This window comes from Frankia sp. R43 (genome assembly GCF_001306465.1).
In the GTDB taxonomy this organism is placed as follows: domain Bacteria; phylum Actinomycetota; class Actinomycetes; order Frankiales; family Frankiaceae; genus Parafrankia; species Parafrankia irregularis.
The window spans coordinates 1,382,750-1,404,757 of record NZ_LFCW01000001.1; the positions used below are offsets into that span (position 1 = coordinate 1,382,750).

Here is a 22,008-nt window from a genome sequence, read left to right on the forward strand (position 1 = left end):
AGACGCCTCGGCAGGAGGCCGACCACCCGTCAGAGCGCGCCGACCAGACGTCGCACCTCGGCGAGATCCGGAGAGTCGAACCAGGATATCCGCCGGTCTCGCCGGAACCACGACCGTTGCCGCCTGGCGAAACGCCTGGTGGCGATGGTCGTGGCCGCCTTGGCCTCGGCCATGGAGCCCACTGCCCCGTCGAGCGCGGCCAGGACCTGCGCGTAGCCCAGCGCCCGCGAGGCCGTGCGGCCATCCCGCAGGCCCTGTGCGGCCAGCTCTTCGACCTCCTCGACCAGCCCGGCGCGCCACATCAGCTCGACGCGGCGTTCGATCCGCTCGTCGAGATCAGGCCGATCGAGACCCACCTGGACCACGTCGTAGATCGAGCTGTGTTCTGGCAGGGTGGCCACGAAGGTGCCGGTCAGCTCGACGACCTCCAGCGCCCGGACGATGCGCCGCCCGTTGCTGGGCAGGATCACCTCCGCCGCGTCGGGGGCCAGTACCGCGAGGCGGGCGTGCAGGGGCCCCGGGCCGACCTCGGCCAGCTCCTGTTCGAGCCGCGCGCGCACCGCCGGATCCGTCCCGGGAAAGGCCAGGTCATCCAGTACCGCTCGCACGTACAGGCCCGAGCCGCCGACGAGGACGGGAAGCCGGCCCGCCGTGAGCAGGCCGTCGATGACGGCCCGTGCGTCATGCTGGTAGCTGGCGACGTCCGCCGTCCGGCTCACGTCCCACACGTCGAGCAGGTGGTGCGGGATCCCGCGGCGCTCCTCGACCGGAATCTTGGCCGTGCCGATGTCCATTCCCCGGTAGAGCTGCATCGAGTCGGCGTTGACGATCTCCCCGCCGAGCTCCAGGGCGATCTCGACGGCCCAGTCGCTCTTCCCCACGCCGGTCGGGCCCACCACCGCGACGACGGGGCCACGGCGTTCGTTCATCGACCGCTGCGCTCCCACCCGACGACAAGGTAGCCGACTCCGAACGGTGCGTCGTCGTAGCGGACCTCACTGCGCCAGGACCGCGCGGGATCCGTCGGCGTCGCGCGACGCAGGGCGCCCGCGAGGACCTGCCAGGACGCCCGGCCAGGTGCGAGGAGATCCCTGGACAGCTCGGGGTCGAGGGCGAGCAGGGCGTCGACGTCGAGCGCCGCGAGCGCCGCGGCGACCGACGCGTCGTGGGCGTCGGCGCGCGGGTCGAGGCTGCCGGGCGCCTTGACCGTGCGGCGGGCGCTGGCATCTCCCATGATCAGAAGTGCGAGCCGCGATCCGTCCGCCGCCGCGGCGTCGACGAGGCCGGCCCCCAGCTCGGCCGCCGCGGCCGGAGTCGTCGTGGCGGGCACGCCGCGGGCCGCACAGGGCCCCGCCCAGCCCGCCTCACCCAGCAGCCAGGCGCCGATCGTCAGCGAGAGCGGCAGACGCCGCCTCGAGTCGGCGCCCACGCCCACGCCTGCGATTGTCGCAGGGGCCGTGGCCGTGGTCTTCGCCGTGGCCGCCCGGGCGAGCGGAAAGATCAGATCGACGCCGAAGCCGGCGAGCGAGCCGACGGACATCTCGTCGTAGACGGCCTCCGTCGCGTCGTCTCCGACCAGCACGATCCGATCCGGCTCCAGCGCGCACAGCCGGCGCACCGCCGCCAGGGCATGATCCCGGACGTCGATCGGGTCCCGGCCGGCGACCTGCGGGACGAGCAGCGGCGGGTGCGGGCAGACGGCCGCGGCGAGCAGCGTCACCGCGCGGCAGGCCCGGTACGCAGGGTCGGCATCCCCAGCGAGACGGCGGGCTGCCCTGAGCCGGCGGACATCGAGCCGGCCGGCGACAGAACCTCCGGGCCAGCCTCGGAGCCGGCTTCGGAGCCGGCTTCGGAGCCGCGCGATCTGGCGGCCTCCCAGGCATCGCCGGCGGTGGTCCGCCGGTGGCTGTGCAGCGGCCCGTCGGCGGTCAGGTGGTGCGGGGCACCCCTGGTCACCACGGCCTCGATCACGTCGCCCGGGCGCACGACACCGTCCTGGGCGTGCGGACCGGTCACCAGTAGATGGACGAGCCGGCCGTCTCGCGCCCGGCCGGAGAGCCGGCCGGTCTCCGAGTCCTTCCGGCCCTCACCCTCGGAGACGAGGATCTCGACCCTGCGCCCGACCTGCGCGCGGTTCTCCGCCCAGGACATCTCGTCCTGCAGGCTCGCGAGCCGCTCGTAGCGCTCGGAGACGACAGCGGGGTCGACGGCGCCGTCCATCTCGGCGGCCGGTGTACCCGGCCGGGGCGAGTACTTGAAGGTGAACGCCCCGGCGAAACGAGCAGCACGGACGACGTCGAGGGTGTCGGCGAAGTCCTCCTCGGTCTCGCCGGGGAAGCCCACGATGATGTCGGTCGTGATCGCCGCGCGGGGAATGGCCTCGCGCACCCGCTCGACGATTCCCAGAAAGCGCTCGCGACGGTAGCTGCGCCGCATCCGCCGAAGTACCGCGTCGGACCCGGACTGCAGCGGCATGTGCAGCTGTGGGCACACGTTCGGGGTCTGCGCCATCGCCTCGATGACGTCGTCGGTGAAGTCGCGGGGATGCGGCGAGGTGAAGCGCACCCGCTCCAGGCCCTCGATGTTGCCGCAGGCGCGCAGCAGCCTCGCGAAGGCCCCCGGGTCGCCGAGTGACCGCCCGTAGGAGTTCACGTTCTGGCCGAGCAGGGTGATCTCGAGCGCGCCGTCGGCCACCAGCGCCTCGACCTCCGCGAGCACGTCACCGGGGCGCCGGTCGCGCTCACCGCCGCGCAGGCTCGGGACGATGCAGAACGTGCAGGTGTTGTCGCAGCCCACACTGATGCTCACCCAGGCCGAGTGGTGGCTCGCCCGCCGGGCCGGCAGGCTGCTGGGGAAGACCTCCAGCGCCTCGGCGATCTCCACCTGGGCCGCCGCGTTGTGCCGGGCCCGTTCCAGCAGGACGGGCAGCCGGTGCAGGTTGTGGGTGCCGAAGACGACGTCGACCCAGGGCGCGCGGTCGATGATCACCGAGCGGTCCTTCTGGGCGAGGCACCCGCCGACGGCGATCTGCATCCCGGGATTGTTCTTCTTGGTCGGGTACAGATGACCGAGGTTTCCATACAGCCGGTTGTCGGCGTTCTCACGGACCGCACAGGTGTTGAACACGACGACGTCGGCGTCGGCTCCCTGTGCCGCCGGCACATAACCGGCCGACTCCAGGAGGCCGGCAAGCCGTTCGGAGTCGTGCACGTTCATCTGACAGCCGAACGTCCGGACCTGATAGCTACGCCCGCTCACCCGACCAGCGTACGGCCCGCCCGCGGTCGCCGTTCGACGCGCCGATCGCAGGCGATGGTCCGTGCCCGTCCTCCGATGCAGGACCACGACGTCGGGTCACCACGTCGGGCAGCAGATGGCCACGATGTCGGGTCACCACGTCGGGCAGCAGATGGGCACGATGTCGGGTCACCACGTCGGGTCACAACGCCCGGACGATCCAGGTCGCCCGGGCTACCGCTGGGGTGGCCGGCCCTGGCCCACGCGGACGCCGGTCTCCCCTGGCACCCCGGCCGGCGGCGAGCCTCCGCTCTGGCCGGACGATTTGCTACCCGTCGGGATGGCAGGTAAACCCCGTTGCCTGATCGGCAGAACTGCACCGGCCGGCACCGTTACGAATGCCTGGGACGTAACATCCATAAATGCTCGCGAGCATGACACCGCAGCCGGAAGCCGTTCCGGGTGGGCGCCACCGATCTCGTCGGCACGTTCGCCGTCAGGTTTCGGGTGGTACCACGTCAGCGTCCGCATCCACGCCCGCCCGCCGAGAACCAGGTGTCGGGGGTATGTCATGGCATTGGTGACCATGGAGGGCGTGGGAAAGTCCTTCGGCCGGAACCGGGTGCTGCGCGACATCAACCTGGCCGTCCGGAGTGGCGAGGTCGTGTGTGTGATCGGCCCGTCAGGCTCCGGTAAATCCACGCTCTGCAGGTGTGTCAACCGCCTGGAGACCATCGACGAGGGCCGTATCACCTTCGACGGCCGCCCGCTGCCGGCGGAGGGCCGCGAGCTGGCGCGAATGCGTGCCCAGGTGGGCATGGTCTTCCAGTCCTTCAATCTGTTCGCGCATCGCACCGTGCTGGACAACATCACCCTTGGGCCGCGCAAGGTGCTGGGCGTCGGGCGGGCGGACGCCGAGCGGGCGGCCCGCGCGCTGCTGGAGCGGGTCGGCATCGCCGACAAGGCGGACCGCCTTCCCCGCCAGCTCTCCGGCGGCCAGCAGCAGCGCGCCGCGATCGCGCGAGCCCTCGCGATGGAACCGAAGCTGATGCTCTTCGACGAGCCGACCTCCGCCCTCGACCCGGAGATGATCCAGGAGGTCCTCGACGTCATGCGGTCGCTGGCGGCGTCCGGGATGACGATGATCGTGGTCACCCACGAGATGGGCTTCGCCCGCTCGGCGGCCGACCGCGTCGCCTTCATGGCCGACGGGCAGATCCTGGAGATCGCGCCCCCCGGGGAGTTCTTCGCCGCGCCCGGCAGCGAACGAGCCGCGGACTTCCTGGCCAAGGTTCTTACCCATTGAACCTTTTCCCTCTCACGACACGTGACCAGGAGGGGCGAGGTCCGAGCCGACGATGGAAAAGGCTCATTGAACCTTTTCCGTCTCACGGCGCGTGGCCGGGGAGAGGGACGCGGCCGAGTCGACGATGGAGAATGCTCATTGAGCCGTTTCCATCCCCGGACTCGACTCGAGACTTCCAGGATCATGGACCGTGGGATGGAAAAGGACCTTCGAACACACCGCTGACCTGGCCGCTCCGCGGGCGTCCACGCAAAATTTGATCGGACCACAACCAGTCACCTGGTTCGCCCTCGGCGAGCTACTCCACCGGCGAAGACCCTCGCCGGTGGAGACGTCCTTCCCGGTGCCTGGTCACTGTTGCCTCGTCACCGATGCGGAGTCATCGGCGGCGCGCTGGCTAGTGTTGTCGGGCCGGGCGCCGTCCGGCCCGCGAACGAGGTTCGCCGAAACCGATACCTGAATTCCGACGCCAACCTTCTCCAGGGGATTACTCATGCGCATGTCGCTCACCCGGACCAGACAGCGATCGGCTCACCCGACCTCGCGGGCGGCGGCCGCCGGCCACCGTGAACCCAGGCGCCGGACGGCGCGCGGCACGGCACTGCTGCTCAGCACCGCACTGCTCGCGGTGTTCGCGCTGGGCGCCTGCGGCAGCGACGACGAAGCCGAGGTCGAGCCCGCGGCCGCACCCGCCACGACCTTCCCCGCCGGCAGCACCATGGCCAAGCTGCAGGCGGGCGGAACCATCACCGTCGGCACCAAGTTCGACCAGCCGCTGTTCGGACTGAAGAACCTCCGCGGCGTGCCCGAGGGCTTCGACGTCGAGATCGCGAAGATCATCACCAACGCGCTCGGCATCCCGGCGGACAAGGTCAAGTTCGTCGAGACGGTCTCGGTCAACCGCGAGCCGTTCATCCAGCAGCACAAGGTCGACATGGTGGTCGCCACGTACACCATCAACGACAAGCGCAAGCAGGTCGTGGACTTCGCCGGCCCGTACTACGTGGCCGGCCAGACCCTGATGGTGCGGGCCGGCGAGTCCGCCATCACCGGGAAGGACAGCCTGGCCGGCAAGAACGTCTGCTCGGTCAGCGGCTCGACCCCGGCCGAGCGGATCCGCACCGAGGCGCCGCAGGCCAAGCTCGTCCTGTTCGACGTGTACAGCAAGTGCGCCGAGGCCCTGAAGAACGGCCAGGTCGACGCCGTCACCACCGACAACGCGATCCTGCTCGGGCTGATGGACTCCGACCCGGGCACCTTCAAGCTGGTCGGCAAGCCGTTCAGCACCGAGCCGTACGGGATCGGCATCGCCAAGGGTGACGACGAGTTCCGCACCTTCATCAACGAGACCTTGACCGCCGCCTACGCCGACGGCCGGTACGAGAAGGCCTACGAGTCCACCCTCGGCAAGGTCGAGCCGAACATGCCGAAGCCCCCGGCGGTCGACAACTACACCTCCTGACAGGTACGCACGTCTGACTACCTACGCACTACCTACGCACGCCTGATCGCTACGCACATCTGAACCTTCGCCGGTCTGATCCTTCGCCGGCCGCCGCGGCCCGGACAGCCGAGGTGGCCGGCGTAGCCGAGACCGGCCGGTGCCAGCCGGAACGGCCGATTCCACGACGGGTGGTCTCCCATCGACGCGGTGCTCGACAACCTGCACGTCTTCCGCGACGGCTTCGTCAGGACCCTCGGGCTGAGCCTGTTCTCCGCCGTCGGGGCGCTGCTGCTCGGCAGCGTCCTCGCGACCATGCGGGTGAGCCCGGTCCCGCCGCTGCGCTGGGCGGGAACGGCCTATGTGGAGACGGTTCGCAACACGCCGCTGACCATCGTGTTCTTCTTCGTGGTCTTCGTACTTCCGCAGGTCGACATCGTCTTCAGCTTCTTCGCCTTCGCGGTGATGGCGCTGACGATCTACCACACGGCCTTCGTCTGTGAAGCGGTCCGGGCCGGTGTGAACGGAGTGGAAGTCGGTCAGGCCGAGGCCGCGCGCGCCCTAGGCCTGACCTTCTCGCAGAGCCTGCGGCTGGTGATCCTGCCGCAGGCCTTCCGTAACGTCATCCAGCCCCTGGGCAGCGTGGGCAGCGCGCTCATCCGCAACTCGTCCATCGCGGCGGCCTTCAGCGTGCAGGAGCTGACCGGCGTCAGCCAGGGGCTGGCGACGGCCAACCCCGGCGACGTCATCGCCATCCTGCTCGCCGGGATCGTCTGCTATCTGGTGCTGACGCTGTCGCTGGCGGGCGCGGTCGGTGTTGTCGAGCGCCGGCTGAGAGGGGAGCCACGGTGAGCCTCCAACTGGCGGACCCGCCAGGTCCGCGTGGCCGGCGGCGCATCCTCGTCGCGAGCGTGCTGGCCGTGGCGGTGCTGGCGGCACTCGCCGTGCTCGCCGTACGCCGGCTGGCGGACAACGGGCGGCTCGACCCCGACGTCTGGCGGGTCCTCATCGATGAGCCCGACCTGCGCACCCTGCTGTGGGAAGGGCTGCTCGACACGCTGCGCGCCGCGGCGACCGGCATGGTGTTCGCCGTCGCGCTGGGAGTGGCCCTCGCCTTCGCCCGGCTGTCGCCCCGCCCCGATGTCCACCGGCCGGCTGCCGTGCTCGTCGAGACGCTGCGCGGCCTGCCACTGCTCATGCTGATCTTCTTCGCCTATCTGGGCCTGCCCGCGCTCGGCGTGAACCTCTCGGCCTTCTGGGCGCTGGTCCTCGGCCTCACGGCCTACAACGGCGCGGTGCTCAGCGAGATCTTCCGCGCCGGCGTCCTGTCCATCGACCGGGGCCAGACGGAGGCCGCGGCGGCGCTCGGGATGCGTGGCACGCAGATCTTCACCCTGATCCAGTTTCCGCAGGCGGTCCGCCGGATGTCGCCCACGCTGGTGAGCCAGCTGGTGACCCTGCTCAAGGACACCTCGCTCGGTTTCGTCATCGGCTATACCGAGCTGCTGCGGCAGGGGCGCACCGCGGTGGAGTACCTCGGCGGGCGGTACGCACTGCCCATCTACACGACGCTGGCCGTCATCTACATCGTCGTGAACGGCAGCCTGTCCCTGACGGCACGCTGGCTGGAGCGTCGCCAGTCCGTCCGCGCGGGCGGCTCGACCGGAGCAGCGGCCACCGGCACGGGCGCCGGCACGGGCGTCGACGCGGCCGCCTGAGCGCGCGTCGGCGACCCTGGGGTCAGCGGGCCAGGCCGATGGCGCGGGTCTCACGGACAACGGTGACCCGGATCTGGCCCGGGTAGGTCAGCTCGGACTCGATCTGCTTGGCGACGTCGCGGGCGAGCAGGTGCGCGGCATCGTCGTCGACGACCTCCGGGACAACCATGACCCGCACCTCGCGGCCGGCCTGCATGGCGAAGACCTTCTCGACGCCGGGCCGTTCCCCGGCGATCTGCTCGATCCGCTCCAGCCGCCTGACGTAGGACTCCAGGCTGTCGCGGCGCGCCCCGGGACGCCCCCCGGAGATCTGGTCCGCGGCCTGGGTCAGCACCGCGCCGATGGAACGCGGCTCGACCTCGTTGTGATGCGCCTCGATCGCGTGCACGACGTCCTCATGCTCACCGTAACGCCGGGCGATCTCCGCGCCGACCAGCGCGTGCGAGCCTTCCACCTCATGCGTCAGTGCCTTGCCGAGGTCGTGCAGCAGTGTGCCGCGCTTCGCGATGGCCGGTGGCAGCCGCAGCTCGGCGGCCATGATTCCCGCAAGATGCGCGCATTCGACGAGATGCGCCAGGACGTTCTGCCCGTAGCTGGTTCGATACCGCAGGCGCCCGAGCAGGGTGATCAGTTCCGGATGCATCTCGGCGATACCGACATCGATCAGTGCGTCCTCCCCGGCCCGGACGCATTTCGCCATCACCTCCCGCTCGGCGCGGGCGTATTCCTCCTCGATGCGGTGCGGATGGATACGCCCGTCCGACACCAGGGCCGCCAGGGTGATACGCGCCGTCTCCCGGCGCACCGGATCGAAACAGCTCAGCAGCACCGCCTCGGGAGTGTCATCGATAAGCACATTGACGCCGGTGACGGATTCGAACGCCCGGATGTTGCGCCCCTCCCGCCCGATGATGCGGCCCTTCATCTCGTCACTCGGCAGGTGCAGCACCGACACGACCGACTCGGCGGTCTGCTCGGAGGCCACCCGCTGGATGGCGAGGGTCACGATCCGGCGGGCGCGATCCTCCGCCTCCTCCTCCGCCCGGGCCTCGATCTCCCGTACCCGAACCGCGGCGTCGAGGCGCGCCTGGTCCTCAACCACCTTGACCAGTTCGGTGCGGGCTTCGGCGGAGGTCAGGCCGGCGGCACGTTCGAGCTCCTGACGCAGGCGGGTCTCCAGGTCGGTCAGCTCGGCACCGCGGCCACCCAGCTCCACCTCCCGGGCGGCGAGCTCCTCCTCCCGGGTCTCCAGCCGCCGAGCCCGGTCCTCGACGGCGGTGGCCTGGTCCGCCAGCCGCTGCTCGCGCTGCGCCACCCTGCTGTCCCAGCCACGCAGCTCCGCCCGTTGGGAGCGCAGGTCCTCCTCCAGCTCGGCGCGCAGCTGTTCGCGCTGCACCCGGATCGCCTCGAGCGCCTCCGTCCGGGCCTTCGAAGCACGCAGCTCGGCGTCCTCCGTGGCCCGCGCCCGGATCGCCTCCGCTGCCTCCTCGGCATGCCGACGGATCTGCGCGACGTCACGATCCACTCGCGCGATCTGCTCGGCGACGTCCTGCTCGGCGCGCCGCCGGATGCGGTCGGCGTCGTCCTCGGCGTCGCGGGCCTGCCGCCGCAGGTCGACCAGCTTCGCGGACAGGGTGGCCAGATCGTTTCGGGCTGCCTCCGCCAGTGCCGTCTCCACCTGGGCCGACTCCACCCGAGGTGCCTCTGCCTGGGCAGCCCCTACCATCGCGGCCCGTTCCTCGCCGGCTTCAGGCGCCTGTGGGTCGACCGACTCCGCGTGGGCCTGAGCGTCCGCCCGCGCATCGGGCGAAGGCTGACCATCCAGCCGAGCGGGAATGTCCGGCGTGGGCCGGGCCGCGCCGTCAGCTGCGACAGCGGTGTCAGCAGCGACAGTGGTGTCGGTGGTGTCAGTGACGGCCGTGGTGTCGGCGACGGCAGCATCCGCGGTGACAGCGGTATCCGCGGTGACAGCCGCGCCGGCGGTATCAGCCGTGACAGGGGTGCTGGCCGCAGGGGTGGGGTCAGCGGTGGAAGCGGTGGAAGCGCCGGCCGGTTCACCCTGCTTACCGAGAGCGACACCGCCGCCTACGCCGAGCGTTCCAGCCCGCACCAGGTGCAACAGAACGACGGTCAGACCGACCACCGCGAGAAGAAGCAGGACGAGAAGCGCTATGAGGGCGACACCCACGGTTGCTCCTCCCGCTTCTGTTCACGCCTGTGATGACAGGCGTGAGGTGCACGGGACCAAGACCAGCCAGCGAGCAGGCAGCACCTATCGACCGGTGCCCTAAATCAGGCCACCGGAGGGCACATCGGCACCGAAAGCCGAGCCTGCCGACAGCGCAGGACCACCGGCGGTCGAAGGAACACCGCCCTGATGTGAAGTTGGCCAGCTATCTGGAACCGCATACGCGCGGCTACCCTTGCACCTTTGTGAAAGGGTAGGTCTGTAACTTTCATTCGGTCAAGAAAAACATCGCCGATCCACCGCACCCGGACCGCCGGGAGGGAGCCACCCATTCAGCTTTGCCAGCGGCTCCGCGGCCGGCGCTGCACGCCCCGGTCCAGGCTGTCGACGTCGCTGTCCGCTTCTTCGGCCTCCTCTTCGACGACCGCCTCGACCGCCTCCTCGACGACTCGCCGGACGAGGTCGAGCGGATAGCCCTTTCGGGTGAGCAGGGCGGCCAGCCGGCGGGCCTGCACCGGCGCCGGCAGGCCCTCCATGGCACGAAGACGCCGGGCGACGAGGGAACGTGCGGTCACCTCCTCGTCCTCGGTGCCGACCGCCGCCAGGGCTTCCTCCGACACCTCGGGCTGCACCCCGCGCCGTCGCAGCTCGACGGCGAGCGCGCGACGGCCCAATCCCCGCCCAGCCCGGGCCGACGAGACGAACGCGGCCGCGAAGGCCTCATCGTCCACCAGACCAACCTCGGCCAGACGATCGAGAACCAGCCCGGCGATCTCCTCCTCGACGCCCCGGCGACTCAGCACCGCCGCGAGCTCTGCCCGGCTACGCGGCCGGGCCGCGAGCTGGTGCAGGCAGATCTCCCGCGCGGCTGCCAGCGGGTCGACCCGGCCCGCGCGGGCCGACGCCGCAGCGGTACCCGACGTACCCGACGAGCGGTCCGCTGCCGCCGGCCCGACCTCCCCCTTCACCACATCCTGCACAGCTGACGACAGCTCGGGCGGGAACACGGCACCCCGGGTCAGAGGTCGACCGGAACCGGAGCGGGCGCATCCGCGTCAGCGTCCAGCGCCGGCGTTATACCGAGCTTCTCCTTGATCCGCTTCTCGATCTCGTTCGCCAGATCAGGATTGTCGCGCAGGAATGAACGCGCATTTTCCTTGCCCTGGCCGAGCTGGTCGCCGTCGTAGGTGTACCAGGCGCCGGACTTGCGAATGATGCCGTGCTCGACACCCATGTCGATGAGGGAGCCCTCACGGCTGATGCCGCCGCCGTAGACGATGTCGAACTCGGCCGTCCGGAAAGGTGGCGCCATCTTGTTCTTGACGACCTTCACCCTGGTTCGGTTACCGACGGCTTCCTGCCCGTCCTTCAGGGTCTCGATGCGACGGACATCCAGCCGGACGGAGGCGTAGAACTTCAACGCCTTGCCACCGGTGGTCGTCTCCGGGGAGCCGAACATGACGCCGACCTTCTCCCGGAGCTGGTTGATGAAGATCGCGGTCGTGCCCGAGTTCGCGAGCGCGCCGGTGATCTTCCGCAACGCCTGGGACATCAGCCTGGCCTGCAGGCCGACGTGGCTGTCACCCATCTCGCCCTCGATCTCGGCACGTGGCACGAGGGCAGCCACCGAGTCGATGACGATGATGTCCAGCGCGCCGGAGCGGATCAGCATGTCCGCGATCTCCAGCGCCTGCTCCCCCGTGTCGGGCTGGGAGACCAGCAACGCGTCCGTGTCGACGCCCAGCTTGCCCGCGTACTCGGGGTCAAGCGCGTGCTCCGCGTCGATGAAGGCCGCGATGCCACCGGCCGCCTGGGCGTTAGCCACAGCGTGCAGGGCGACCGTGGTCTTTCCGGACGACTCCGGCCCGTAGACCTCGATGATGCGCCCACGGGGAAGACCCCCGATACCGAGCGCGACATCGAGCGCGATCGATCCGGTCGGGATCGCCTGGATCGGCGGCCTGGTGTCATCCCCCAGGCGCATGACCGAGCCCTTGCCGAACTGCTTGTCGATCTGCGCAAGGGCGTTCTCCAACGCCTTCTCGCGGTCGGGTCCAACCATTGGAGTTACTCCATGCAGAGGTCGTCGAGTCTTGGCCACGATCCGACGCTAGGGGGTGGGTCCGACAGTTTCGAGAGCCGGGTCGCTTCTGTGGACATCGGAGAGCATGTGGACAACAGTAGCCGAACATTCGTTCGAAGCCTCAACGACACGCCGTGGCTCACCCGAACGGGTGGCCCCACCGCTCCCCGCACACCTGCCGGGCCGGGTTCCGGCGCCACTCGGCCACCACCCACTGCCGCTCGGCCACCACTCACCCGCCACTGCCGCCACTCGGCCACCACCCGTGGCCGCCCACAGCCGCGGCCATCCGCCGCCACCGGCTGCCACCAACTCGACGCCGGGCCCACCAAGGTGCCGGCGTCAGCGGTCGCGAGCCGGCACGTCGAACTCGTCACATACCGCGCGCCACACCTGCTTGGCGTCGTCCCCCCGCCGCAGCGCCGCCTCCACCGTCGCCCCACCCAGACCGGCGATCACGTGGTCGCGTGCGAGCGAGTCGGCGTAGGCAGCGCCGAACTGCTTGTTCATGTTCGCCCAGAACTCGGTCAGTCGCACCGCTCCAGTCTGCACGCCGCCGACCGCGCCCCAGCCACGGCCGGGTCCTCATACCGGCGACCGTCCGGTGACCGTCCGGCGACGCCGGGCGGACCCGGCCGTGGACCGCGGGATTTGTGTCGGTGGCAGGAAGCAGACTGATGCCGTGACCGCCTCGGACGTCCCGGACCCCCTCGCCGCCTTCACGGCCCCGACCCGAGAGTGGTTCGCCTCGTCCTTCGCGGCGCCGACCCCGGCCCAGTCCGAGGCCTGGTCGGCCGTGTCCCGAGGCGCGAGTGCCCTGGTGGTGGCGCCGACCGGGTCCGGCAAGACGCTCGCGGCCTTCCTGTGGTCGCTGGACGGTCTGGCTCGTTCCAGCCCTCCGGCGGACCCGACGCTGCGCTGCCGGGTGCTGTATGTGAGCCCGCTCAAGGCACTCGCGGTCGACGTCGAGCGCAACCTGCGGGCGCCGCTCGCCGGCATCCGGGCCGCCGCCGCGCGGCTGGGTCAGCCCGTCCCGGAGGTGTCCGTCGGTGTCCGCTCCGGCGACACTCCAGCGGCCGAACGCCGATCATTCGGCCGGACTCCGCCCGACATCCTGATCACCACGCCGGAGTCGCTGTTCCTGATCCTCACCAGCGCCGCCCGCACAGCCCTGCGCGGCGTCCGGACTGTGATCGTCGACGAGGTCCACGCTGTCGCGGGCACCAAGCGGGGCGCGCATCTGGCACTGAGTCTGGAACGCCTCGACGATCTGCTCGATGCCCCGGCGCAGCGGGTCGGGCTGTCCGCGACCGTGCGCCCGGTGGAGGAGATCGCCCGTTTCCTCGGCGGGCCACACCCGGTGACGGTCATCCGACCGCCGTCCGAGAAGACGCTTCAGATCGAGGTGGCCGTCCCCGTCGAGGACATGGCGAACCTCGACGAGACACCGACACCGACACCGACACCAACACCAACGACGCCGCCACAGGTCCTGCCACTGGAGGCCGTCGCCGAGGGGCCCGCCGCCGGCCCGGGCCCGCGCGCGTCGATCTGGCCCGCGGTCGAGGAGCGAGTGCTGGATCTGATCCTCTCCCATTCCTCGACGATCGTCTTCGTGAACTCGCGGCGGCTGGCCGAGCGCCTGTGCGCCCGGCTCAACGAGCTGTACGCCGACCGCATCGAGCAGGCTGCGGCCTTCGGACAGGCCACGGCGTTCGAACAGGCCACGGCTGGCGGGCAGACCGCGGTGAAGAGCACCGGGCGTCTGTCACCGGCGGATCTGATGGGTCCGGCCGGTGGCGCCGCGCCACCGGTGGGCGTCGAGGTCGCGCGTGCCCACCACGGCAGCGTGAGCCGGGAGCAGCGCCTGCTGATCGAGGACGATCTGAAGTCCGGGCGGCTGCCCGCCGTGGTCGCGACCTCCAGCCTCGAGCTGGGCATCGACATGGGCGCGGTCGATCTGGTCGTGCAGATCGAGTCACCGCCGAGCGTCGCGGCCGGTATGCAGCGGATCGGGCGGGCAGGCCACCAGGTCGGCGCCGCGAGCCGGGGCGTGGTCCTGCCCAAGCACCGCTCCGACCTGCTGGAATGCGCCGTCGTCGCCGAGCGGATGCGCTCCGCGCAGATCGAGGCCGTCCGTTACCCGCGCAACCCGCTGGACGTGCTGGCGCAGCAGATCGTGGCGATCCTCGCGATGGAGGACCGCGAGGTGGACGAACTGGGCGCGCTGGTTCGCCGTGCGGCACCGTTCGCGGGCCTGCCCGGCTCGGCGTACGAGGGCGTCCTGGACATGCTGGCCGGGAGGTATCCGTCCGACGACTTCGCCGAGCTGCGTCCCCGCATCACCTGGGACCGGGCCACTGGTGTGCTCGCGAGCCGGCCCGGGGCGCAGCGGCTCGCCGTCACCAGCGGCGGCACCATTCCCGACCGCGGCATGTTCGGTGTCTTCCTGCTCGGGGAGAAGGCCAGCCGGGTCGGCGAGCTCGACGAGGAGATGGTCTACGAGTCGCGCATCGGCGACGTCGTGCTGCTCGGCTCGTCGAGCTGGCGCATCGAGGAGATCACGCCGGACCGGGTGCTCGTCACGCCCGCGCCCGGCCGGCCCGGCCGACTGCCCTTCTGGCACGGCGACGCGCCAGGCCGGCCCGCCGAGCTGGGCCGTGCCCTCGGCGCGTTCCTGCGGGAGCTGGCCACGCTGGCGCCCGCGGCGGCGACGGCCCGCGTCCGCGCGGCCGGGCTGGACGACTGGGCCGCCGGCAACCTGCTGAGCTACCTGGACGAGCAGCGGGCGGCCACCGGGCACCTCTCCGACGACCGGCATCTGGTCGTCGAACGGTTCCGGGATGAGCTGGGTGACTGGCGGCTCGCCGTCCATTCGCCGTTCGGGGCGCCGGTGAACGCGCCCTGGGCGCTGGCGATCGGTGCCCGCCTGCGGGAACGGTACGGCTCCGAGGTGCAGATCATGCACACCGACGACGGTGTGGTGGCCCGCGTCCCGGACGCGGCCGAGGCGCCCCGGGCGGAGCTGGTCGTCTTCGACCCCGCGGAGATCGAGGCGGTCGTGCGGGCCGAGGTCGGCGGCAGTGCCCTGTTCGCGAGCCGCTTCCGCGAGTGCGCGAGCCGGTCCCTGCTGCTGCCACGCCGCACCCCCGGCCGGCGCACACCGCTGTGGCAGCAGCGCCAGCGCAGCGCGCATCTGCTGTCGGTCGCCGCCACGTTCGGCGACTTCCCGGTGGTGCTCGAGACGATGCGCGAGTGCCTGCAGGACGTCTACGACGTGCCGGCCCTGGTCGGGTTGATGCGCGAGGTCGACGCACGGTCGCTGCGGGTCGTCGAGGTGGAGACCGCGGCGCCCTCCCCGTTCGCCTCGTCGCTGCTGTTCGGCTATGTCGCGGCGTTCATGTACGACGGCGACGCCCCGCTGGCCGAGCGCCGCGCCCAGGTCCTCTCCCTCGACAGCTCGCTGCTCGCCGAGCTGCTCGGCGAGACGGAGCTGCGGGAGCTCATCGATCCCCGCGTGCTCGAACGGATCGTCGCCGAGCTGCAGCGGCTGGTGCCCGAACGGCACGCGCGGGACGCGGAGTCCGCGGCCGATCTGCTGCGGGTGCTCGGGGATCTGAGCCTGGAGGAGGCCGCCGCCCGCGGCGTGGAGCACTCCTGGCTGGAATCGCTGGAGCGGGCCGGTCGCGCGATCCGGGTACGGATCACCGGGGCCGAGCGGTGGGTTCCGGTCGAGGACGCGGGCCGACTGCGCGACGCGCTCGGCGTGGCACTGCCGGTCGGCGTTCCAGCCGCGTTCACCGAGCCGGTGCGTGATCCGCTCGGTGACCTGATCTCACGCTACGCCCGCACACACGGCCCGTTCGAGTCAGCGGATGTCGCCGGCCGTTTCGGGCTCGGCGTCGCGGTGGTCGAAGGCGTGCTCGAGCGGCTCACCGCCGAGGGGCGCCTGGTCCGCGGCGAGCTGCACCCGGACCGCGCGGGTGAGCAGTGGTGCGACGCGGGGGTGCTGCGCTCGCTGCGCCGGCGCAGCCTCGCCGCGTTGCGCAAGGAGGTCGAGGCCGTCCCGGTCCGGGCGATGGGCGAGTTCCTGCCAGCCTGGCAGTCGGTGACGACCCGGCGCGGCCGGGGCGTCGACGGGGTGTTGCGTGCCATCGAACAGCTCCAGGGCGCGCTGGTGCCGGCGAGCTCGCTGGAGCAGCTGGTGCTGCCGTCCCGGGTCAGCGACTACGCGCCGGCGATGCTCGACGAGCTGTGCGCCACGGGCGAGGTGCTGTGGGCCGGTTCCGGCGGGCTTCCCGGTAACGACGGGTGGCTCACCCTCGTCCTGGCGGAGACCGCCGAGGACCTGCTGCCGCAGCCCGACCCGGACGCGGCGGCGGGCCAGACCCACCGCGCCATCCTGGACGCGCTCGCGGACGGCCAGGCGCTGTTCTTCCGCGGCCTCTCCGACCGGGTGGGCAGCCTCGACGACGCCGGGCTCGTCGAGGACACCGCCCTCGCGAGCGCCCTGTGGGATCTGGTGTGGGCCGGTCTGGTCACCAACGACACGCTCGCCGCGCTGCGCGTCCAGCTCGGAGCGGGCCATCCGGCGCAGCCGAGCCGCCGGGCCCCCCGCGGCCGGGTGGCCCGGCTCGGCCGCGGGCGGCCCGCGATGCCACGCCGGACCGGCCCTCCGACGGTCGGTGGCCGGTGGTCGCTGCTCCCCGAGCGGGAGAGCGACCCGACCCGGCGCGCGCACGCGCTGGCCGAGGCGCTGCTGGAGCGGCACGGCATCGTCACCCGCGGTGCGGTCGCCGCCGAGCACACGCCGGGCGGCTTCGCGGCGGTCTACCGAGTGCTGGCGGCGTTCGAGGAGGCGGGGCGCTGCCGCCGCGGCTACTTCGTCGAGTCGCTGGGTGCGGCGCAGTTCGCCGTCCCGGGCGCCGTCGACCGGCTCCGCGCCATCGCCGCGGCTCAGCGCGACGCCGCTGACCAGCCCAGCTGGGCGGCCGCCGGACCGTTCGCCATGGGCGCGGGCATGGCAGGAGCCGGCATGGCGGGCGCGGGCGCCGGGCACGTCGCGAGCGCGCGCCTGGCCGGCGGGGCGGGTTTCGGTATGCCGCGTCCGGGTGAAGCCGATGCGCGGGCTGTCGTGCTCGCCGCTGCGGATCCGGCGAATCCGTACGGCGCCGCGCTGCCGTGGCCCCCACGCCCGGCGGCTGCGGGCGAAGGCGAGGGATCCGGTCACCGCGCCGGCCGCAAGGCGGGCGCGGTCGTCGTTCTCGTCGATGGTGAGCTGGTGCTCTACGTCGAACGCGGCGGCCGCACGCTGCTGTCGTGGTCGGACACCCCGGCGCTGCTCGGCCCGGCGGTGGAGGCCCTCGCGCAGGCCGTCCGCGCCGGAGCGCTCGGCCGCCTGACCGTGGAGAAGGCCGACGGCGTCGCGGTGGTGGGCAGCGGGCTCGGCGTGGCCCTGGAGGCCGCGGGTTTCCATCCGACCCCGCGCGGGCTGCGGCTACGCGCATGAGCGCATCGAACAGATCACCCGAGAACGAGCCACCCGCGAAGGGGCCACCCGAGCATGGGTCGACCGATCACGGGTCGACCGATCACGGGTCGACCGATCACGGGTCGACCGATCACGGGTCGACCGAACGCGGGCCTTCCGGGCGGGGATCCCGAGGGCAGACGGCCGATCCCACCCCATGGGACCCGCGGCTGCGTGCCCTGACGCTCGGCCTCGTCAGCACGGTGACGCTGATCGCGTTCGAGGCGATGGCGGTCATCACCGTGCTGCCGAAGGTCGCCGAGGATCTGTCCGGCCTGTCCCTCTACGGCTGGACGACCAGCGGGTTCTTCCTCGGGCTGCTGGTCGGAGTCGTGATCGCCGGTGCGGAGAGCGACCGGGTCGGAGCGGCCCGGCCACTCACCGCCGGGCTGGTGCTGTTCGGCGCGGGGCTCGCCGTGGCCGCGCTGGCACCGAACATGTGGATCCTGGTGGCCGGCCGGGTCCTGCAGGGGCTGGGCGGCGGTGCCGTACCGGCCATCCTTTACGCGACGATCGGCCGCGCCTATCCGGAATCGCAGCGTCCCCGGATGTTCGCGGTGACGGCCACCGCCTGGGTGCTGCCCGGCCTGATCGGGCCGGCGACCGCCGCGCTCGTCGCCGAGCACGCCGGGTGGCGCTGGGTTTTCGGCGGGCTGATACCGCTTGTCGCGGTGGCCGGCACCGGCACTGTCCGCGCGCTGCGAGGTGTGCCGGCCCCGACCACGGTGGACGTCGCGCCGACCGCGCCGCGCCTGATCGCGGCGCTGCGGGTGAGCGTCGGTGCCGGTCTGGTTCTCGCCGGGCTGACCGGCCGGTCGGCGCCGGGGCTGGCGCTCATCGCCGTCGGATCCGTGCTGGCCTACCAGCCGGTGCGCGCGCTGCTCCCGGCAGGCACCCTGCGGGCCCGGCCCGGCATCGCGGCCGCGGTGGCCGCCCGCGGACTGTTGACGTTCGCCTTCTTCGGCACCGACACGTTCGTCCCGCTGGCGATCACGGCGGCCCGGCATGAGCCGACCATCGTGGCGAGCGCGGCCGTGACCGCGGTGACGGTCACCTGGACGACCGGTTCCTGGACGCAGGCGCGGCTGGCCGGCCGGGTCCCGGGCCGTGTCCTGATAGGCACCGGGCTGCTCGCGGTCTCCGCGGGCACGGCGGGTTTCGCGCTGGTGCTGGTCGACGCGGTGGCACTCGCGGTGCCGATCGCCTGCTGGGCGGTCGCCGGGCTCGGGATGGGCCTGGCCTACTCCCCGATCGCCAGCCTCGTGCTCGCCGAGACGCCACCTGAACGCCACGGCACCGCGTCGAGCGCGGTGACCCTGTCGGACAACCTGGGAACCGCGCTGGGCACCGGCCTCGGCGGCGCGGCGGTCGCGGCCAGCGAGGCGGCGAACGGCACTCCCGACCTGGGGCTCGCGACCGTGTTCGGGCTGACTGTGATCGTCGCGGCCCTGGGCGCCCTGGTGGTGCGCCGGGCGCCCTCCCGGATCTTCCCCGCCGCGGATTCGACCCCCGCCGCCAGCTGAGCCGACCGGCCCTTCTCAGCCGTACCCGCGATTCGGTCACCGCCAGTTCGGAGGCACCGCCAGTTCGGAGGCACCGCCAGTTCGGAGGCACTATCGAGAGGTGCCCGAAGGCGACACGGTCTGGCTCACGGCGCGCCGGCTCGACGCGGCGCTGCGCGGTCAGCATTTGCTGCGGTCGGACTTCCGGATGCCGTCGCTGGCAACCGCCGACCTGCGCGGGCGGGAGGTCCTCGAGGTATGCGCGCGGGGCAAGCACCTGCTGCTGCGCGTCGACGGCGGCCTGACGCTGCACACCCACCTCCGCATGGAGGGTTCCTGGCACCTGTACCGGCCAGGCTCACGGTGGTCTGGCGGGCCGGCCTGGCAGATCCGGGTCGTGCTGGTCACCGCGGTGCAGGTAGCGGTGGGTTACCGGCTGCCGGTCGTCGACCTGCTACCGACCGCCTCGGAGGACCGGGTCGTCGGGCACCTCGGCCCGGACGTGCTCGGCGCCGACTGGGATCTCGACCGCGCCGTCGCCAACCTGCTGGCGGATCCGACCCGCGAGATCGGCGTCGCGCTACTCGATCAGCGCATGCTGGCCGGTCTGGGCAACATCTGGCGGACGGAGGCGTGTTTCCTCGCCGGCGTCAGCCCCTGGACCCCGGTCGGCGAGGTGCGTGACCTTCCCGGTCTGGTCCGCCGCGCCCAGGCGATGGTCAGGGCCGGGGCGCGGGGCGGTCACCAGGTGACGACTGGTTCCGCCCGCCCGGGCGAACAGCATTGGGTGTACGGGCGCGCAGGCAGGCCGTGTCGGCGCTGCGGCACGCTTGTCCGCCGGCTGGATCGGCGGGTCTCCACCCAGAGTTCGTCCGAACGCGGATCGCCGGGACGTAGCCGCGGACCCGGTGAGCGGGGCCCGCGCCTCGACGTCCGGCGTGACCAGGGCCGGCACGCTGATGGTGCCGGCAGTTCCGCCGACGTCCGCGTCGACGTCGGCGGTGGCAACGATCGGGTCACCGCATGGTGTCCGACCTGCCAGCCAGGGCCGGTGCCGGAGCCACCGGCCGGCTGACCGCAGGCGTGGCCCGGCCACCGGGCCGGGTCTCAGACCCTGCTGGCCGCCAGCAGGCGGGCCCGGCCGCGGGTGAACGCGCCCTCCGCGGCCTTCACGCTGATCGACAGATCATCCGCCGCCTGACGGGTGGTCCGGCCGGCGGCGCGGGCCATCATGATCTGCCGTTCCCGACCGCGGAGCCGGCGGGTCTGGTCGAGCAGCCAGAGCGCCTCCGCACGGTCGCAGGTCGAGTCCTCGGGACCGGGGTCGCTGGGTGCCGCGACGCTGCGGGCCATCGCGCGGTCCGCGCGCATCCGCGCACGGTGGTGGTCCACACACAGCCGCAGCACCGTCGTGGTCAGGAACTGACCGACCCGATGGCTGTCGAGGTTGCGGAACCCGGCGGCACGGACAAGTGCCTCCTGCGCGCAGTCCTCCGCGTCGGCGGTGCTCGGCAGCCGCCGACGGGCGATGTGCACCAGTCGCTCGCGGTGCGGAAGGACCAGTGACCACCGGTCGCCGCTGAACGGCTGGTCGACGTCCGTGAGTGCGCCTGCCTCATCGGGTACCTGCCGGGCAGGCTCCTGGTTCGGGGATTCGATATCGTCCCCACTGATTTGCGTCATGGCACTTCCACCTGCCTGGCTGCGTCATGCCATCCGGACGTCCGGGACCGCCGGTCTGGCCATCGCACGGCGGCGATGAAAACGTGGAAGACGCTCCCCTTCGTCATCCAGCGCCACAATCGCCGATCGGACATCTGGGACATTAGGCCAAACCGCGCTTGTGCGCCATAACCGAGGTCACATACCCAAACCTACATGCCCCTCGAAGGTGCCAACCCGGGTGCACACCAGAAAGTCCAAAAAGAATTAACTGCATAGTCGCTGTGCACTTAGTGGGATGACCTTTGCCTCGCCGTTCCAGCCGAAAGTCGCTGCCAGACAGGCGGAACCGGCCGTTGCCGCCGGCCGGAAAGGGCAGGCCGCGGCGGACGGACGTTAAACGGACGTCACACCTGAGAGAATCGTGCCAGATCAGGCCGGGCGGCCCGGCCCGCCCGATCCCAGCAGTTCCGATAGCCCATCGGCGTAGGTGCGCAGGCGTTCGACGTCAGCCGTGAGCTCCGCGAGCCGCGGGGACGAGCCCGCGACCGTGACGGCGCCGACGATCTGCGTGGCCGCGGCCAGCAGGCCGTCGAGCAGGTCCGCGGCCTGGTCCATGCCCGCCAGCAGCCGGGCGGAGGTGGTGCTGATCTCGGCCCGCACCGCCGGATCCGACACCGCACGCAGCGCGGACTCGCAGGCCAGCACCCTGCGGGCGGTCGATCGGAGGTCGTCGACCAGGCGGGCGGCGGTCTCGGTGGCCCGCAACACCTGCGCGGCGGCCGGACGAGCCTCGACCGCGAGCAGCAGGGCGGCGAGAGCGGCCAGCCCGGCCTCGCCGCGGCGCAGCGCACGCGCGGCCGCGGACCGGCGTATCTCCATGGCCTTCAGCGGAGCGACGCGCGGCACGGGCAGCCCGGTATCCGGAGACGTTCGGAACTCCCGAAACGACACAGCGGCCTGAACGAGGGCTGCCGCGCCGAAACCCAGCCAACCCCATTCATCGGCGGCGACGGCCGCCACCGGCGAGGCGGCAGCGGCGGCGGCCCAGATCCGGGCGGAATTCAACGCACGCCGACGGGCCCGCCGGAACGGCCGGTCGAGCCGGCGGTGTGAGTTCTCGAACGAACGACGTTCGACGTCCGCCCGCAGCCAGTCCGGAAGACCGGGAGTGACCGCCGCGACCGCACCGGAGAAGCCGAATCCGCCAGCGTCGTCAGCGAGACCGATAAAGTGCGAAAAACTTCTGCGTTGACGGCCGGATCGGGGTTCTTCGAAACCGCCGGACATACTCTGTGTCCCACCGGGAACATTCCGGGTGACCGCCGGCCCGAAATCTGC

At 71.8% G+C, this 22,008-nt stretch carries 17 protein-coding genes; 8 read left to right on the forward strand and 9 right to left on the reverse strand.

All coding sequences use genetic code 11. From position 1 onward, the window contains the following. Positions 1–29: 29 nt before the first annotated feature. From miaA to miaB, 3 genes are read right to left on the reverse strand one after another with little or no spacing between them, the layout of a single operon-like run. Entirely contained in the window at positions 30–929 is a 900-nt protein-coding gene (gene miaA / locus ACG83_RS05190; protein ID WP_054565436.1) for a tRNA (adenosine(37)-N6)-dimethylallyltransferase MiaA, read from the reverse strand. Further along, positions 926–1,720, reverse strand: a complete 795-nt coding sequence (locus tag ACG83_RS05195; RefSeq protein ID WP_054564944.1) for a hypothetical protein — start codon at positions 1,718–1,720, stop codon at positions 926–928. Before ACG83_RS05195 ends, miaA begins: the two co-directional genes overlap by 4 nt. After that, complete coding sequence (gene miaB / locus ACG83_RS05200) at positions 1,717–3,216, reverse strand: tRNA (N6-isopentenyl adenosine(37)-C2)-methylthiotransferase MiaB (protein WP_235497664.1); 1,500 nt, start codon at positions 3,214–3,216, stop codon at positions 1,717–1,719. The genes ACG83_RS05195 and miaB overlap by 4 nt, the downstream gene beginning before the upstream one ends. A gap of 592 nt (positions 3,217–3,808) precedes the next feature. Between miaB and ACG83_RS05205 the strand changes: the two genes are divergently transcribed. The 4 genes from ACG83_RS05205 (at position 3,809) to ACG83_RS05220 (ending at position 7,702) form a co-directional block, all read left to right on the forward strand. Beyond that, positions 3,809–4,543 (forward strand): amino acid ABC transporter ATP-binding protein, encoded by a 735-nt coding sequence (locus ACG83_RS05205; protein WP_054564946.1) that lies wholly within the window; start codon positions 3,809–3,811, stop codon positions 4,541–4,543. Positions 4,544–5,036: 493 nt separating this feature from the next. Further along, positions 5,037–6,005, forward strand: coding sequence for a glutamate ABC transporter substrate-binding protein (locus tag ACG83_RS05210; protein ID WP_054564947.1), 969 nt, complete (start codon positions 5,037–5,039; stop codon positions 6,003–6,005). Between the two features lie 189 nt (positions 6,006–6,194). Continuing rightward, positions 6,195–6,836 carry an amino acid ABC transporter permease gene (locus ACG83_RS05215; protein WP_083473025.1) on the forward strand — a complete coding sequence of 214 codons (642 nt, stop codon included), beginning with the start codon at positions 6,195–6,197 and terminating at the stop codon, positions 6,834–6,836. Then, positions 6,833–7,702 carry an amino acid ABC transporter permease gene (locus tag ACG83_RS05220; protein ID WP_054564949.1) on the forward strand — a complete coding sequence of 290 codons (870 nt, stop codon included), beginning with the start codon at positions 6,833–6,835 and terminating at the stop codon, positions 7,700–7,702. The genes ACG83_RS05215 and ACG83_RS05220 overlap by 4 nt, the downstream gene beginning before the upstream one ends. 22 nt (positions 7,703–7,724) lie before the next feature. Here the strand turns inward: ACG83_RS05220 and rny are convergent, their stop codons facing one another. Further along, positions 7,725–9,380, reverse strand: a complete 1,656-nt coding sequence (gene rny / locus ACG83_RS05225; protein WP_235497666.1) for a ribonuclease Y — start codon at positions 9,378–9,380, stop codon at positions 7,725–7,727. 99 nt (positions 9,381–9,479) lie between these two features. Here rny and ACG83_RS46485 point away from each other — a divergent pair, with 99 nt between their 5' ends. After that, positions 9,480–9,923, forward strand: coding sequence for a hypothetical protein (locus ACG83_RS46485; protein WP_054564950.1), 444 nt, complete (start codon positions 9,480–9,482; stop codon positions 9,921–9,923). A 299-nt stretch (positions 9,924–10,222) separates the two neighbouring features. Here ACG83_RS46485 and recX read toward each other — a convergent pair whose 3' ends face one another. The 3 genes from recX to ACG83_RS05245 all read right to left on the reverse strand — a co-directional run bounded on the left by recX (position 10,223) and on the right by ACG83_RS05245 (position 12,525). Continuing rightward, on the reverse strand, positions 10,223–10,858 hold the full coding sequence (gene recX / locus ACG83_RS05235) for a recombination regulator RecX (RefSeq protein WP_304438423.1): 636 nt from the start codon (positions 10,856–10,858) through the stop codon (positions 10,223–10,225). A gap of 50 nt (positions 10,859–10,908) precedes the next feature. Continuing rightward, positions 10,909–11,952, reverse strand: coding sequence for a recombinase RecA (gene recA, locus ACG83_RS05240; RefSeq protein ID WP_054564952.1), 1,044 nt, complete (start codon positions 11,950–11,952; stop codon positions 10,909–10,911). A 363-nt stretch (positions 11,953–12,315) separates the two neighbouring features. After that, positions 12,316–12,525: a DUF3046 domain-containing protein gene (locus ACG83_RS05245; protein ID WP_006544383.1), complete on the reverse strand. Its 210-nt coding sequence runs from the start codon at positions 12,523–12,525 to the stop codon at positions 12,316–12,318. A 130-nt stretch (positions 12,526–12,655) separates the two neighbouring features. Here ACG83_RS05245 and ACG83_RS05250 point away from each other — a divergent pair, with 130 nt between their 5' ends. The 3 genes from ACG83_RS05250 (at position 12,656) to ACG83_RS05260 (ending at position 20,080) form a co-directional block, all read left to right on the forward strand. Then, complete coding sequence (locus ACG83_RS05250; protein ID WP_200931271.1) at positions 12,656–17,482, forward strand: ATP-dependent helicase; 4,827 nt, start codon at positions 12,656–12,658, stop codon at positions 17,480–17,482. Continuing rightward, positions 17,479–19,026 carry an MFS transporter gene (locus ACG83_RS05255; RefSeq protein ID WP_054564953.1) on the forward strand — a complete coding sequence of 516 codons (1,548 nt, stop codon included), beginning with the start codon at positions 17,479–17,481 and terminating at the stop codon, positions 19,024–19,026. Before ACG83_RS05250 ends, ACG83_RS05255 begins: the two co-directional genes overlap by 4 nt. Positions 19,027–19,126: 100 nt before the next feature. Beyond that, positions 19,127–20,080: a DNA-formamidopyrimidine glycosylase family protein gene (locus tag ACG83_RS05260; RefSeq protein WP_054564954.1), complete on the forward strand. Its 954-nt coding sequence runs from the start codon at positions 19,127–19,129 to the stop codon at positions 20,078–20,080. A gap of 32 nt (positions 20,081–20,112) precedes the next feature. Here the strand turns inward: ACG83_RS05260 and ACG83_RS05265 are convergent, their stop codons facing one another. Together ACG83_RS05265 and ACG83_RS05270 are read right to left on the reverse strand one after the other, a co-directional pair. Continuing rightward, positions 20,113–20,688 carry an RNA polymerase sigma factor gene (locus tag ACG83_RS05265; protein WP_006544378.1) on the reverse strand — a complete coding sequence of 192 codons (576 nt, stop codon included), beginning with the start codon at positions 20,686–20,688 and terminating at the stop codon, positions 20,113–20,115. A gap of 411 nt (positions 20,689–21,099) precedes the next feature. Then, positions 21,100–21,957 (reverse strand): hypothetical protein, encoded by an 858-nt coding sequence (locus ACG83_RS05270; protein ID WP_235497668.1) that lies wholly within the window; start codon positions 21,955–21,957, stop codon positions 21,100–21,102. Positions 21,958–22,008: the final 51 nt, after the last annotated feature.